The 14,459-nt window shown below is 69.2% G+C and carries 9 protein-coding genes and 1 tRNA gene; 1 reads left to right on the top strand and 9 read right to left on the bottom strand.

All coding sequences use genetic code 11. The features are described 5' to 3' along the window. Nucleotides 1-79: 79 nt before the first annotated feature. The 4 genes from ACNYS0_RS09085 to oxc form a co-directional block, all read right to left on the bottom strand. Nucleotides 80-2,692: an ABC transporter permease/substrate binding protein gene (locus ACNYS0_RS09085; RefSeq protein WP_422472151.1), complete on the bottom strand. Its 2,613-nt coding sequence runs from the start codon at nucleotides 2,690-2,692 to the stop codon at nucleotides 80-82. Continuing rightward, nucleotides 2,685-3,770: a quaternary amine ABC transporter ATP-binding protein gene (locus tag ACNYS0_RS09090; RefSeq protein WP_422482530.1), complete on the bottom strand. Its 1,086-nt coding sequence runs from the start codon at nucleotides 3,768-3,770 to the stop codon at nucleotides 2,685-2,687. Before ACNYS0_RS09090 ends, ACNYS0_RS09085 begins: the two co-directional genes overlap by 8 nt. A 168-nt stretch (nucleotides 3,771-3,938) precedes the next feature. Continuing rightward, a tRNA-Leu gene (locus ACNYS0_RS09095) sits at nucleotides 3,939-4,023 on the bottom strand. A 107-nt stretch (nucleotides 4,024-4,130) separates the two neighbouring features. Further along, complete coding sequence (gene oxc / locus ACNYS0_RS09100) at nucleotides 4,131-5,870, bottom strand: oxalyl-CoA decarboxylase (protein WP_422472153.1); 1,740 nt, start codon at nucleotides 5,868-5,870, stop codon at nucleotides 4,131-4,133. A gap of 278 nt (nucleotides 5,871-6,148) precedes the next feature. Between oxc and ACNYS0_RS09105 the strand changes: the two genes are divergently transcribed. Then, a complete protein-coding gene (locus tag ACNYS0_RS09105) occupies nucleotides 6,149-7,540 on the top strand; it encodes an AMP-binding protein (protein WP_422472155.1) in 1,392 nt (463 codons plus the stop codon). Nucleotides 7,541-7,704: 164 nt separating this feature from the next. Here the strand turns inward: ACNYS0_RS09105 and ACNYS0_RS09110 are convergent, their stop codons facing one another. The 5 genes from ACNYS0_RS09110 to ACNYS0_RS09130 all read right to left on the bottom strand — a co-directional run bounded on the left by ACNYS0_RS09110 (nucleotide 7,705) and on the right by ACNYS0_RS09130 (nucleotide 14,448). Further along, complete coding sequence (locus ACNYS0_RS09110) at nucleotides 7,705-8,637, bottom strand: LysR family transcriptional regulator (RefSeq protein WP_422482532.1); 933 nt, start codon at nucleotides 8,635-8,637, stop codon at nucleotides 7,705-7,707. Nucleotides 8,638-8,676: 39 nt separating this feature from the next. Continuing rightward, nucleotides 8,677-9,648 (bottom strand): 2-dehydropantoate 2-reductase, encoded by a 972-nt coding sequence (locus ACNYS0_RS09115; RefSeq protein WP_422472157.1) that lies wholly within the window; start codon nucleotides 9,646-9,648, stop codon nucleotides 8,677-8,679. 162 nt (nucleotides 9,649-9,810) lie between these two features. Continuing rightward, nucleotides 9,811-10,023: a formate dehydrogenase subunit delta gene (locus ACNYS0_RS09120; RefSeq protein WP_422472159.1), complete on the bottom strand. Its 213-nt coding sequence runs from the start codon at nucleotides 10,021-10,023 to the stop codon at nucleotides 9,811-9,813. A 1-nt stretch (nucleotide 10,024) separates the two neighbouring features. Continuing rightward, complete coding sequence (gene fdhF, locus ACNYS0_RS09125) at nucleotides 10,025-12,835, bottom strand: formate dehydrogenase subunit alpha (RefSeq protein ID WP_422472161.1); 2,811 nt, start codon at nucleotides 12,833-12,835, stop codon at nucleotides 10,025-10,027. Next, a complete protein-coding gene (locus tag ACNYS0_RS09130) occupies nucleotides 12,832-14,448 on the bottom strand; it encodes a formate dehydrogenase beta subunit (RefSeq protein ID WP_422482534.1) in 1,617 nt (538 codons plus the stop codon). Before ACNYS0_RS09130 ends, fdhF begins: the two co-directional genes overlap by 4 nt. Nucleotides 14,449-14,459: the final 11 nt, after the last annotated feature.

The raw sequence follows: 14,459 nt of genomic DNA on the forward strand, positions 1-14,459 counted from the left end.
GGGCTTGCCCCGTGGCGACGAACAGAACCTTATCAAGGGTTCGGAGTGGCTTTCACCAGCACCTATGCGAGGCGCATCCCTACGGCGCCGTCATCCGCCGCTCCACCTCCGGGTGCTTCTTCAGCCACGCCGCGACGGCCTCCTCCTGGTGACCCTGGCCGTGCTTGTTGATCTCGATCTCCAGGGTGCCGAGCTCGTCCTCGGTCATCTTGAAGTTCTTGAACCACTTCGTGAGTTGCGGGTACTGCTTGATGAACGCCTTGCTGGTGACCGTGCGAATGGTGTCGCCCTTGCCGAAGAGGCCCTTGGGGTCCTTCAGCTTGGTCAGGTCGTACTTGCTGTACGCCCAGTGCGGGGTCCACAGGAGCACCGCGATCGGCTCCTTCTTGGCGTACGCGCGCTTCAGCTCGGCCAGCATCGCCGGCGTCGAGCCGTTGACGACCTTGTACTCCTTGTCGAGGCCGTACCCGGGCACGACGTCCTTCGTGAGGATGTCCATCGTGCCGGTGCCGCCCTCGATGCCGACGATCTTGCCGTTGAACTCCTTGGCGCGTCCCTTGAGGTCCTCGACCGACTTGATGCCCTTCACATAGGAGGGGACGGCGATCTCGAGCGAGGTGGGCCCGTACCAGGAGCCGAGAGTCTCGACCTTGTTCTTGTACTTGTCCCAGTAGCTCTTCTGCGTATACGGCAGCCAGGCATCGAAGTTGACGTCGAGGTCACCGGTGGACAGGCCCGTGTAGACCGGGCCGACGTCCATCTGCTTCAGGTTGAACTTGTAGCCGCGGTTCTGCAGGACGTGCTTCCAGAGGAAGGTGACCGCGATGTCCTCGTCCCAGGGGAACCAGGCGACGTTCACCGGGCGCTCGGCCTCGGCGGGGGTCGACTGCTTCTTGACCGGGGCCAGCTCGTCGACGATGCCCGGGTTCTTCTTCAGCCACGCCTTGACGGCGTCCTGCTGCTTGCCCTTGCCCGACTTGTTGATCTCGGCTTCGAGGCTGGTGAGCTGCTTCTCACTGAGCTTGAAGTCCTTGACCCACTTGTCGACCTCGGGGAAGTCCTTGCCGAAGCCCTTGCGGGCCAGCGAGTGGATGCCGTCGCCCTTGCCCCAGGCACCCTTCGGGTCCTTGAGCTTGGTGAGCTTGTAGTCGTTGTACGCCCAGTGCGGCGACCACAGCGGAACGACGATCGGCTTCTTCTTGGCGTACGCGCGCTTCAGCTCGGCCAGCATCGCCGGGGTCGAGCTGTCGACGACCTTGTACTCCTTGTCGAGGCCGTACTCCTTGAGGACCTTGCTCTTCAGCAGCGCCGACTCACCGGCGCTTGCCTCAATGCCGGTGATCTTGCCGTCGAACTTGTCGGCCTGGCCCTTCAAGTCCTCCATGGACTTGAGGTCCTTCATGTAGGACGGCACGGCCAGCTCCAGCGAGGTGGGGCCGTACCAGGAACCCAGGTCCTCAAGGTCCTTGCCGTACTTCTTCCAGTACTCGGCGTGCGTGACCGGCAGCCAGGAGTCCGTCTGGAAATCGACCGTGCCACCCGCGAGGGAGGTGTAGAGCGGGCCGGCGTCGAACTGCTTGGCCTCGACGTCGAAGCCGCGCTGCTCGAGGATCTCCTTCCACAGGAACGTGGAGGCGACGCCCTCGTCCCAGGGGATGTAGCCGATGGAGATCTTCTTGCCCTGACCCACGTTCGTCGACGCGGCGGCCGGCGAGGTGGCGGCGTTGTTCTGGCCGAACATGCCCATGCCGCCCGCCACCAGCGCGAGGACGACGACACCGACCACGGCGACGGCCGGACGGGGGCGGTACGACCAGATCTTCAGGCCCTGCGTGACCCGCAGCTTGTTCAGCGCACGGCGGCCCAGCGGGGAGACCTGCTGGCCGAGCGAGCTCGTCATCCGGTCCAGGTAGATCGCCAGGATGACGATCGAGATGCCGGACTCGGCGCCGAGACCGACGTTCAACTGGCCGATGGCCTCGTTGACGGCGCCACCCAGGCCGCCGGTGCCGACCATGCCCGCGATGGCGGCCATCGACAGGCCCAGCATGATGACCTGGTTGACACCCGCCATGATCGTCGGCAGTGCGAGGGGCAGCTGCACGCGGAACAGGGTGCTGCGCGGCGTCGTTCCGAACGCGTCGGCGGCCTCCACCAGCTCCTTGTCGACCTGGCGGATGCCCAGCTCGGTCATGCGCACGCCCGGCGGCACCGCGAAGATCAGCGTCGCCACGATTCCGGCCGGGGCGCCCGAGCCGAAGAACAGGATCGCCGGGATCAGGTAGACCATCGCCGGCAGCGTCTGCATCAGGTCCAGGACCGGACGGAACAGATTGCTGATCCGGTCGGAGCGGGCCGCCCAGATGCCCAGCGGCACACCGATGATCAGCGCGATGAGTGTGGAGACGAGGACGAGCGACAGGGTCTCCATCGCCTTGTCCCACAGCTCCAGGTTCTGGATGAACCAGAGCCCGACGAAGGCGAGGACGGCGCCCAGGGTGCCGCGCAGCCAGAACGCGATCACGGCGAAGATGCCCGCGAGCAGCAGCGGCTCGGGGGCCTGGAGGAGTTCGGTCAGACCGTTGTAGACACCGTTGAAGATGCTCTCGAAGAAGCCGAACAGCCAGTCCAGGTGCACGAGCATCCACTGGACGACGTCATTGACCCAGTCACCGAAGGGAATCCTAGGCACCGGCATTCACCTTCTTCGCCGTCTGCGCCTTCTTCGTCGACCCGGCCTCGACGAGGTCGGAGGCCGCCGCGTCGCCCTCCACGGTCTTCGTCGGCTCGCCCAGCACCGCGAGCAGCCGCTCGCGCGGGACGACACCGACGAGCTCCCCCTCGTCGTCCACGACCGCGACGGGTGTCGCGCTCGTCGAGCACGGCGTGAACAGCTCCACGATCGGTGTGTCCTGGTGGACCTTCGCCGGGGCGTCGGCCATCGCGTAGCCCTCCCCCGGCTCCGCCATGATCGCGCTCGCGCTCAGCACGCGGGAGCGGTCGACGTCCTGGGTGAAGGAGGCCACGTAATCGTTGGCCGGCGTGACGAGAATGTCCTCGGCCGAGCCGATCTGGACGATACGACCGTCGCGCATGACCGCGATGTTGTCGCCCAGACGCATCGCCTCGTTGAGGTCGTGGGTGATGAAGACGATCGTCTTCTTCAGCGTCTTCTGAAGCTCAAGAAGCTGGTCCTGCATGTCGCGCCGGATCAGCGGGTCGAGCGCGCTGAAGGACTCGTCCATCAGCAGCAGGTCGGCGTCGGTGGCCAGCGCGCGGGCCAGGCCCACACGCTGCTGCATACCGCCGGACAGCTCGTCGGGGAAGGACTTCTCCCACCCCTCGAGGCCCGCGAGGCGCAGCGCCTCGATCGCCCGCTCCTCGCGCTGGGCACGCGGAACGCCCTGCACCTCCAGGCCGTACGCCGCGTTCTCCATGACCGAGCGGTGCGGGAACAGCGCGAAATGCTGGAACACCATGCTGATCTTGCGGGCGCGCACCTGGCGCAGCTCCTTGGGAGCCAGCGCCGTCAGGTCCTCGCCCTCGAACTTCACATGTCCCGACGTCGGCTCCAGAAGTCCGTTCAGCATCCGCAGGAGCGTGGACTTGCCGGATCCCGACAGACCCATGACGACGAAGATCTGGCCGGGCTCGACGGTGAACGACGCGTCGATCACGGCGGCCGTGGTCCCCTCGGCGCGCAGCTCCTCACGGTCCGCGCCGCCGCGGAGCTTCTCCACAGCCTCCTGTTGTCGCCCGCCGAACACCATGTACAGGTGCTCGGCCACCAGTCTGGAGGACACACCGACCTCTATTCTCTTTGACCTGTGAAAGGTTGAAAAGCCATACACATGGCTCCAGCTCGCGTCTGCCCCCGTCCGACCAGCGCAAACACAAAAAGTGCCGGTCGAGAAGAATCTCGACCGGCACTCCATAAGTGTCCGAGGGGGGACTTGAACCCCCACGCCCGATAAAGGGCACTAGCACCTCAAGCTAGCGCGTCTGCCATTCCGCCACTCGGACAAGGTGCGCGCCGCATGGCGGGGTGTTCCCCGCGGCGACACCTCAACAATACCAAGGTTTCGGAGTGGCTTTCACCTGCGTATCGGTGCGATCCCGGACACGGAGAGTTACTTCTTGATGCCGATGCCCTTCGGGTTCAGGTGGGCGATGTGGCCGCTCTCGGTGCCGGCCGACGGGTCGATGACACAGTCGATGAGCGCCGGGCCGCCGGAGGCGATCGCCTCGGCGAGAGCGGCCGTGACCTCGGCAGGTGTGGTGGCCCGGTAGCCCTTGCCGCCGAAGGCCTCGATCATCTGGTCGTGGCGCGCGGCGCTCATGAGCGTGGTGGGGGCGGGGCTGCCCGCGATGGTCTCGTCGCCCTTGTAGACACCGCCGTTGTTCATGATCACGGTGATCACCGGCAGGTCGTAGCGGCAGATCGTCTCCAGCTCCATGCCGCTGAAGCCGAAGGCACTGTCTCCCTCGATGGCGACGACGGGCGCTCCCCCGCTCTCGACCGCGGCCGCGATCGCGTAGCCCATCCCGATGCCCATGACGCCCCAGGTGCCGGAGTCGAGGCGGCGGCGCGGGTGGTGCATGTCGATGACGTTGCGAGCGATGTCGAGGGTGTTGGCGCCCTCGTTGACGATGAACGTCTCCGGGTGCTGGTGGACGACGTCGCGGACCGCCTTGAGCGCGCCCATGAACTGCATGGGGTGCGGGTCGGCCTCCAGGCGCTTGGCCATCTTGGCGACGTTCTGCTCCGAGCGGGCCGCGAGCTCCTCGCGCCAGGCGGTCGGCGCGGCGATCTGGCCGGGCTTCGTACGGTCCGCGAGCTGGTCGAGGACCGACTCGATGTCGCCGACGAGCGGAGCGGCGATCGGCTGGTTGGAGTCCATCTCCTTGGCCTCGATGTCGACCTGGATGAACTTGGCGTCCGGGTTCCAGCCGCGCTCGCCGTGGTTGAGCAGCCAGTTCAGGCGGGCACCGACCAGCATGACGACGTCGGCCTTCTTCAGTGCGAGGGAGCGGGCCGTCGCCGCCGACTGCGGATGGTCGTCGCGGAGCAGGCCCTTCGCCATCGACATGGGTACGTAGGGGATGCCCGTCGACTCGACGAGGTCGCGGATCTTGTCGTCCGCCTGTGCGTACGCGGCGCCCTTGCCGAGGACGATCAGCGGGCGCTCCGCGTTCTCCAGGAGGTCGATCGCGCGGTCCACGGCCTCGGGGGCGGGCAGCTGGCGCGGCGCCGGGTCGACGAGACGGGAGAGCGTGCGGTCGCCCTCCTCCTTGTCCATCACCGCGCCGAGCACCGCCGCCGGGATGTCGAGGTAGACGCCGCCGGGACGGCCGGAGATCGCGGTGCGCAGGGCGCGGGCGATGCCGCGGCCGATGTCCTCGACGCGGCTGACGCGGTAGGCCGCCTTCACGAAGGGCTGGGCGGCGGCGAGCTGGTCCATCTCCTCGTAGTCGCCCTGCTTGAGGTCGACGAGGTGGCGCTCGCTGGAGCCGGAGATCTGCACCATCGGGAAACAGTTGGTGGTGGCGTTGGCGAGGGCGACCAGGCCGTTGAGGAAGCCCGGGGCCGAGACCGTCAGACAGATGCCGGGCTTCTTGGTGAGGTAGCCGGCGATGGCGGCGGCGTGGCCCGCGTTGGACTCGTGACGGAAGCCGATGTACCGGATTCCCTCGGCCTGCGCGAGACGCGCGAGGTCCGTCACCGGGATGCCCACGAGGCCGTAGATGGTGTCGACGTCGTTCTTCTTCAGGGCGTCGACGACGAGGTGGTAGCCGTCGGTGAGCTCGGCCGGCGCGTCGGCTCCTGCCGCGGCCTCGGCGGTTTGGTCAGCGGTCGAGTCAGCGGTCATGATCCGAGTTCCTCCTTGGACGGTCCTGCCGGTGCGGCTCATGCACGTACGGCCGGTGCGGCTCCTGTTCTCACCTTCTGCAGGGTGCGGCGCCCCGTCCAAGACCCATCGGCTTCCAGCCGATAAACGGTGTCTATCGAGAGTCAAGCGCGCCCCAAATCTCCTGCTGGGGGCGGCACTTCGGGCTTCATAAGCCGTTGCTATCGGCTGTTCGTGAGTGCGTATTGGACGTGCGCGGCCGGTGACCGCACGCTCGCTGAGGAGGGGAGGTGGAAGGCATGGCCACGTCGGCCCTGGCCGTCACGGGGCTCGCCGGTCTCCTCGACCGGCAGGCGCGTGCGCGGCCCCACGCCCCCGCGCTCGTCGTCGGCGACGAGCGGGTTCCCCTGTCCTACGAGGAGTTGGACGCGCTCGCGGAGCGGATGGCGGGGCGGTTCGCCGCGGCGGGGCTGCGGGGCGGTGACGTGCTCGCGCTCGCACTGGGGAACACGGCCGAGTTCGTGGGGGCGCTGCTGGGTGCGGCGCGCGCGGGGGTGGTCGCCGCGCCCCTCGATCCCGCGCTGCCGGATGCCGAACTGCGCCTGCGTGTACGCGAGTTGGGTGCGCGGGCCGTGCTCGGCGTCGACGGGTTCGGCGAAGGGGGCGGAGGCGTCGCGCGGCGCATGCGTCCTGAGCACGCGCTCGTCCTGTTCACCGCGGGGGCCACGGGGCGCGCCCGGACGGTGGCGCTCACGCATGCGAACGTCGCGGCGTCCGTGCACACCGTCTGCACCACGTACGCGTTGGGGCCCGAGGACGCGACCGTCGCCGTCATGCCGTTCTTCCACGGGCACGGGCTCTTCGCCTCGCTCCTGTCCACGCTGGCCAGTGGGGGGCGGGTGCTGCTGCCTGCGGGCGGGCGGTTCTCGGCGGAGACGTTCTGGGCGGATCTGCGGGCGGCGGGGGCGAGTTGGTTCACGGCGGTTCCGACGATCCACGAGGCGCTGCTCGACCGGTCGTCGGAGGCCGCGGATGTGGGGGCGCCGCCTCCGCTGCGGTTCGTGCGCAGCTGTGGCGCTCCGCTCAATGCCGCGACCCAGCGGGCGCTTGAGCGGATGTTCGGCGCGCCGCTGCTGTCCGCGTACGGGACGACCGAGGCCACGCACCAGATCGCGAGCGAGCCGCTGCCGGAGCGCGGGCCGCTCAAGCACGGCACGGTGGGGCGGGCGACAGGGGTACGGGTGCGGGTCGTCGGCCGGGACGGGAAGGTGTGTCCGGCCGGGGTGCGGGGTGAGGTGTGGGTGTCGGGGCCGGCCGTGGCGGGCGAGGGGTGGTTGCGCACGGGTGACCTGGGGTCGCTCGACGAGGACGGGTACCTGTCCCTTGCCGGGCGGCTCGAGAGCCTCATCGTGCGGCGGGGTCTTTCGATCTCGCCGGAGTACGTGGAGGACGTACTCGCCGGGTGTCCGTCCGTCGCGGAGGCGGCGGTGTTCGCGGTGGGTGGGGAGGGGATCGGGGCGGCGGTGGTGGTGCGGGGGGAGGAGTGCGGGGAGCCTTCGGAGATTTTGCGGTATTGCCGGGAGCGGTTGGCCGCGGTGGCGGTGCCGGATCGGGTGGTGTTCGTGTCCGCGTTGCCGCGGACGGCGCAGGGTGGGTTGGATCGGGTGGCCGTGTGGGAGCGGTACGGATGAGGTGGCGGGCGGGTGGGTTGACGTCGCGGGGCTCTGCCCCGGGCCCCGCGCCTCAATCGCCGGCGGGGCTTCAAAAGATCGGGGCTCTGCCCCGGACCCCGCTGCTCAATCGCCGCAGGGGCTTGATTGGCCCACCCTCGCCGCATGGAGACAGAAGCCGACGCTCAAGAATGAGTCGCCTGCGTCGGAACCCTCTGGTCGAAGACCGTGTCCAGGTTCAGGGCCGTCGCCGCGCTCACGAAAGCCCGTGCCGCCACCGAACCCGGTGTGCCCGCGTGGATGGCCACCGAGACCTGCGCGCCGGCCTCCGGGTCGACCAGGGGGAGGGCTCGCGTGCGGCCGTCCACCGGCATCGCGCGCAGCCAGGTGTGGGGCACGACGCTGGCCCATTCGCCGTCGCCCACATGTGCGTACAGGGAGGCGATGGAGTCGGTCTCGACCTGAGGGGTGACTTCCAGGCCCTTGTTGGCGAAGACCTTGTCGATGATCTGGCGGATGCGCATGTCGGGGGTGAGGAGGGCGAGGGGGAGTTGTGCCGCGTCCGACCACGTGACGCTGCCTGTACGGGATTTGAACTGGTCGTCCGAGACCAGCAGCATGTAGCGCTCCTGGTAGAGGGGGACCACTTGCAGGCCCTCCTGGTCGTCCGGGTCGAAGTGGGCGATGGCGACGTCGAGTTCGAAGTCGCGGAGCTGGCGGTGGAGTTCCTTTGTTGAGAGGCGGGAGCGGACCTGGACCTTCGCCAGGGGGTGTGCCGAGCAGAAGGCGCCCACCGGGAGGGCCAGCGTGGTGGACGCCGTGGGGTCGGTGCCGAGGCGGAGTGTGCCGGTGATGCCCGACTGCACGGCGGCGACCTCGGCCTTGAACGCGTCCTGTTCCGCGAGGATGCGTTTCGCCCACACCACCAGGCGCTCGCCCTCCGGGGTGAGGCCTTGGTAGTTGTGGCCGCGGTTGATCAGCGTGACGTTGAGCTCGCGCTCCAGCTTGGCTATCGCCGCCGAGAGCGCGGGCTGGGAGACGTAGCAGGATTCGGCGGCGCGTGCGAAGTGCCGCTCGCGCGCCACCGCCACGAAGTACTCCAACTGCCGGAACAGCATGTACGTCTCCTCTGCCACGTGATCTTCATCCGTAGCGTGCTACGGCAGCACAGTGCGTGCCAATAGGTCGGTCGCCGCGTGGATCGCACGCAGCGTGGGTGCCTCGGCGCCAGTGATGTCGGCCATCTCGACGACCGCCGTCACGATCGCGTCCAGCTCCAGCTGCTTGCCCGCCTCCAGGTCCTGGAGCATGGACGTCTTGTGGGCTCCCACGCCCTCGGCGCCGCGCAGCCGCTTCTCGATGGAGATCTCGGGCGTCGAGCCGACGCGGGCCGCGATGTCGAGGATCTCCTCCATGACGCGGGCGACCATGCTGCGGGTCAGCGGGTGCCGGCACATGTCGGCCATGGTGGCCCGGGTCAGCGCGCTGATCGGGTTGAAGGCCGCGTTGCCCATGAGCTTGATCCAGATGTCGTCGCGCAGGTTCCGCTCGACGGGACACTTGAGGCCGCCCGCGACCATGGCCTCGCTCAGGTCCGTGCAGCGACGCGAGACACTGCCGTCCGGCTCGCCGATCGAGAAGCGGGTGCCCTCCAAGTGGCGTATCACGCCCGGGGATTCGATGACGGTCGCCGGGTAGACCACGCAGCCGATCGCACGCTCGGGCGGCAGCACCTTGCTGGTCGCGCCGCCCGGGTCGACGGCCTCGATGCGGCGGCCCTCGTACGGGCCCGTGAGGCGGTGGAAGTACCACCAGGGGATGCCGTTCTGCCCGGCCACCAGCGCGGTGTGCTCGCCGAGCAGTGGGGCGACGAGCGAGCCGCACGACGGGTACGAGTGGGCCTTGAGGCCGAGGAACACATAGTCCACGGGGCCGATCTCGTTCGGGTCGTCGGTGGCGTGCGGGTGGGCGGTGAAGTCGCCGCGCGGGCTGAGCACGCGGACGCCTTCGGCCTGGATGGCACGCAGATGGTCCCTTCGGGCGACGAGGTGCACGTCCGCGCCGCCGCGGTGCAGGGCCGCGCCCACGTACGCGCCGATGGCTCCGGCGCCGACAACTGCGATCTTCATGTGGTGCCTCCTGGATTCGAGGGTGTGGAGGTACGCACATGTCGCCGCCCGCGCGCCGCACAGCACACGGAACCGACGACACATGGAGAAGGGGGCGCGGCCGCCGCGCGTGCCCTGTCGCGCGGCGGCCGCTGGGAAGGTGGCCGGGAGGGGAGGCCGGGGTCAGCGCATGAGTTTCACGGCCGCGACCACGAGCGGGTCGAGCCCGTCCGCCCCGTCGTCCACGAGCGCGTAGAGCCGCTTGCGCATCCTCGGGTCCCAGAACCGGGTGAAGTGTCCCGCGATCGCCTCGGCCGCCTGCGCGGTCGGCAGATGGCCCTGGTTCGCGGCGATGTCGTTCGCCATCCGGCGCTCGGCCGGGACCGTGTGCGCCATGTCAGTCCACCACCGTGACGAGTTCCTCGGCGTGCTCCCGTTCCGCCGCGGCCTTCGGTGCGAGGCCCACCTGCACGGCTGTCACCTTGTACTCCGGGCAGTTGGTCGCCCAGTCGGAGTTCTCGGTCGTCACCACGTTCGCGCCCGTCACCGGGTGGTGGAAGGTGGTGTAGACGACGCCCGGTGGCATCCGGTCGGAGATCTGAGCGTGCAGTGTCGTCGCGCCGACGCGGCTGGAGAGCGTGACGAGGTCGCCGTCGGTGATGCCGCGCTCCTCCGCGTCGTGCGGGTGGACCTCCAGGATGTCCTCGGCGTGCCAGGCGACATTTCCGGTGCGGCGGGTCTGCGCGCCGACGTTGTACTGGCTGAGGATGCGGCCCGTGGTCAGGACCAGCGGGAAGCGCCGGGTGCTGCGTTCGTTGGTCGGTACGTACGAGGTGACCACGAACCTGCCCTTGCCGCGCACGAACTCGTCGACGTGCATGGTGGGTGTGCCCTCGGGGGCCTGCTCGTTGCACGGCCACTGGATGCTGCCGAGCTTGTCGATGAGGTCGAAGGAGACACCGGAGAACGTCGGGGTGACCGAGGCGATCTCGTCCATGATCTGCGACGGGTGCTCGTACTCCATGGCGTAGCCCATGGCGGTGGCGATCTCGCACACGATCTGCCACTCGTGCTTCCCGGACTTCGGGGGCATCACCGACCGCACCCGGTTGACGCGCCGCTCGGCGTTGGTGAACGTGCCGTCCTTCTCCAGGAAGGAGGCGCCGGGCAGGAAGACATGGGCGAACTTCGCCGTCTCGTTGAGGAACAGGTCCTGGACCACGACGAGTTCCATGGCTTCGAGGGCCGCGGTGACGTGCTGGAGGTTCGGGTCCGACTGGGCGATGTCCTCGCCGTGCACGAACAGGCCCCGGAAGTCCCCCTCGATGGCCGCGTCGAACATGTTGGGGATGCGCAGGCCCGGCTCGGGCAGCAGCGCGGAGCCCCACAGGTTCTCGAAGACGCCCCGCACGGCGTCGTCGGAGATGTGCCGGTAGCCGGGCAGCTCGTGCGGGAAGGAGCCCATGTCGCAGGAGCCCTGCACGTTGTTCTGCCCGCGCAGCGGGTTGACGCCGACGCCGTCGCGGCCGATGTTGCCGCAGGCCATCGCGAGGTTGGCCATTCCCATGACCATCGTCGAGCCCTGGCTGTGCTCGGTGACACCGAGGCCGTAGTAGATCGCGCCGTTGCCCGCGGTCGCGTACAGGCGGGCCGCCGCGCGCAGGTCGGAAGCGGGGACGCCGGTGATCTCCTCGGTGGCCTCGGGGCTGTTCTCGGGGCGGGCCACGAACTCGGCCCACTCCTCGAAGCCCTCGCAGCGCAGCTCGACGAAGCCCTTGTCGACGAGGTCCTCGGTGACGACGACGTGCGCCATGGCGTTGACGACGGCGACGTTGGTGCTGGGCCGCAGGCTCAGGTGGTGCTGGGCCTCGATGTGCGGGGAGCGCACCAGGTCGATGCGGCGCGGGTCGACGACGATCAGCTTGGCGCCCTCGCGCAGCCGCTGCTTCATGCGGGAGCCGAACACCGGGTGGGCGTCGGTGGGGTTGGCGCCGATGACCATGATGACGTCGGCCTCGGCGACGGAGCGGAAGTCCTGGGTGCCGGCGGATTCGCCGAAGGTCTGCTTGAGCCCGTAGCCGGTGGGCGAGTGGCAGACGCGGGCGCAGGTGTCGACGTTGTTGTTGCCGAAGGCGGCGCGGACCATCTTCTGGACGACGTACACCTCTTCGTTGGTGCACCGGGACGAGGAGATGGCGCCGATCGCGCCCGGACCGTACCGCCCCTGGATCTCGCGGAAGCGGCGGGCGACGGTGCCGATGGCCTCGTCCCACTCGACCTCGCGCCACGGGTCGGTGATGGACTCCCGGACCATGGGCTTGAGTTGGCGGTCGGGGTGGGTGGCGTAGCCGAAGGCGAAGCGGCCCTTGACGCAGGAGTGGCCCTCGTTGGCGCCGCCGTCCTTGTGGGGGACCATGCGGACGAGTTCGTCGCCGCGCAGTTCCGCCTTGAAGCTGCATCCGACGCCGCAGTACGCGCAGGTGGTGATCACGGACCGGGTGGGCATTCCGAGGTCAACCACCGATTTTTCCTGGAGGGTCGACGTCGGGCAGGCCTGGACGCAGGAGCCGCAGGACACGCACTCGGAGTCCAGGAACGACTCCCCCGCGCCCGCCGACACCTTCGACTCGAAGCCGCGGCCTTCGATGGTCAGCGCGAACGTGCCCTGCACCTCGTCGCAGGCGCGCACACACCGTGAGCAGGCGATGCACTTGGACGGGTCGAAGTCGAAGTACGGGTTGGAGGTGTCCTTCTCGGCGTCGAGGTGGTTGGCGCCCTCGTAGCCGTAGCGGACCTGCCGCAGCCCCACCACACCTGCCATGTCCTGGAGTTCGCAGTCGCCGTTGGCGGGGCAGGTGAGGCAGTCGAGGGGGTGGTCGGAGATGTACAGCTCCATGACACCCTGGCGGAGCTTCTCGACCTTCGGTGTCTGGGTCTTCACCGACATGCCGTCCGTGCACGGTGTCGTGCAGGAGGCGGGGGTGCCCCGGCGGCCGTCGATCTCGACGACGCACAGCCGGCAGGAGCCGAACGCCTCCAGGCTGTCGGTCGCGCACAGCTTCGGCACGTCGATACCGGCCTCGGCCGCCGCCCGCATGACGGACGTGCCCTCGGGGACCGTCACCTGCTGGCCGTCGATCTCCACCGCGACCGTGGCCGCGCCGGGGCGCTGTGGAGTGCCGAAGTCGGGTTCCTTCATGAGTGTCATGCCTGGCCCTCCGCTCGTGTCTGCTGGGTACCGGCCGGCCGTACGGGGTGGATGTTCAGGAGCCGACGGCCGCCGCGGTCGACGAAGTCGTCGGCGAAGTGCGCGAGCGCGCTGCGTACGGGCATCGGGGTCAGACCGCCCATGGCACACAGTGAACCATCGGTCATCAGCTCGCACAGGTCCTCGAGCAGCGCGAGATTCTCGTCCCGCTGCTCACCGGCCACGATGCGGTCGATGACCTCGACGCCGCGCACCGAACCGACGCGGCAGGGCGTGCACTTGCCGCAGGACTCCTCGGCGCAGAACTCCATCGCGAAACGGGCCTGCGCCGCCATGTCGACGGTGTCGTCGAAGACGACGACGCCGCCGTGCCCGAGCATCGCCCCGGCCTCCGCCAGCGCCTCGTAGTCCATCGGCAGGTCGAACCGCGCCTCCGGAAGATACGCGCCGAGCGGCCCGCCGACCTGCACGGCGCGTGCGGGGCGGCCGCTGAGGGTGCCGCCGCCGTAGTCCTCGATGAGCTCGCGCAGGGTGATGCCGAAGGCGGTCTCGACGATGCCGCCGCGCTTGATGTTGCCGCCGAGCTGGAAGACCTGGGTGCCGCGGGAGCGGCCGACACCGAGGTCCTGGTAGGCCTTGGCGCCGTCGGCGAGGACGACGGGCACGGTGGTGAGCGTGAGGACGTTGTTCACCACGGTCGGCCGGCCGAAGAGGCCCTCGATCGCGGGGATCGGCGGTTTCGCGCGGACCATGCCGCGCTTGCCCTCCAGGCTCTCCAGCATGGAGGTCTCCTCGCCGCAGATGTACGCGCCCGCGCCGACGCGGATGTGCAGGTCGAAGTCGAGCGACGAGCCGAGGATGCCGGTGCCGAGCCAGCCGCGCCCGCGCGCGATGTCGATCGCGGCGCCCATCGTGGCGATGGCGTCGGGGTATTCGGAGCGGATGTAGAGGTAGCCCTCGCTCGCGCCGACGGCGTGGGCGGCGATCGTCATGCCCTCGATGAGGAGGAACGGGTCGCCCTCCATGACCATGCGGTCGGCGAAGGTGCCGCTGTCGCCCTCGTCGGCGTTGCAGCAGATGAACTTGGTGCCATCGGGTCCGCTCTCGCAGTCGAGGACCGTCTTCCACTTGACGCCCGCGGGGAATCCCGCGCCGCCGCGCCCGCGCAGGCCGGAGTCGGTGACCTCGGTGACGACGTCGGCGGGCGTCATCTCCAGGGCCGCGCGCAGTCCGCGCAGGCCGCCGTGGGTCTCGTAGTCCTCGGGCGAGAGCGGGTCGGTGACGCCGACGCGGGCGAAGGTGACCCGGTTCTGCCGTTGCAGCCACGGGAGTTGGTCGACCGGGCCGAGGCGGAGCGGATGGTCGGCGCCGTCCAGCATTCCGGCGGCGAGAAGGGCGGGTACGTCGTCGGGGGTGACGGGCCCGTAGCCGATTCGGCCCTCGGGGGTCACGACCTCGACGAGGGGTTCGAGCCAGAGCAGCCCGCGCGAGCCGTTGCGGACGACGTCCGCGCCCGGCCCGCCCTCGACCGCGGCCAGTTGCAGCGCCTGCGCGACCTCGTCCGCGCCCACGGAGCGGGCTGCCGCGTCGCGGGGGACGTAGACGGTCGTCATGTTGTCGGAAG

Source organism: Streptomyces anthophorae, from assembly GCF_049310305.1.
Taxonomy (GTDB): domain Bacteria; phylum Actinomycetota; class Actinomycetes; order Streptomycetales; family Streptomycetaceae; genus Streptomyces.

Coding starts and splice junctions, on each gene's coding strand:
- ACNYS0_RS09090 (WP_422482530.1), bottom strand. CDS start 3,770: ATGGTGTTCGGCGGGCGACAACAGGAGGCTGTGGAGAAGCTCCGCGGC.
- oxc (WP_422472153.1), bottom strand. CDS start 5,870: ATGACCGCTGACTCGACCGCTGACCAAACCGCCGAGGCCGCGGCAGGA.
- ACNYS0_RS09105 (WP_422472155.1), top strand. CDS start 6,149: ATGGCCACGTCGGCCCTGGCCGTCACGGGGCTCGCCGGTCTCCTCGAC.
- ACNYS0_RS09110 (WP_422482532.1), bottom strand. CDS start 8,637: ATGCTGTTCCGGCAGTTGGAGTACTTCGTGGCGGTGGCGCGCGAGCGG.
- ACNYS0_RS09115 (WP_422472157.1), bottom strand. CDS start 9,648: ATGAAGATCGCAGTTGTCGGCGCCGGAGCCATCGGCGCGTACGTGGGC.
- ACNYS0_RS09120 (WP_422472159.1), bottom strand. CDS start 10,023: ATGGCGCACACGGTCCCGGCCGAGCGCCGGATGGCGAACGACATCGCC.
- fdhF (WP_422472161.1), bottom strand. CDS start 12,835: ATGACACTCATGAAGGAACCCGACTTCGGCACTCCACAGCGCCCCGGC.
- ACNYS0_RS09130 (WP_422482534.1), bottom strand. CDS start 14,448: ATGACGACCGTCTACGTCCCCCGCGACGCGGCAGCCCGCTCCGTGGGC.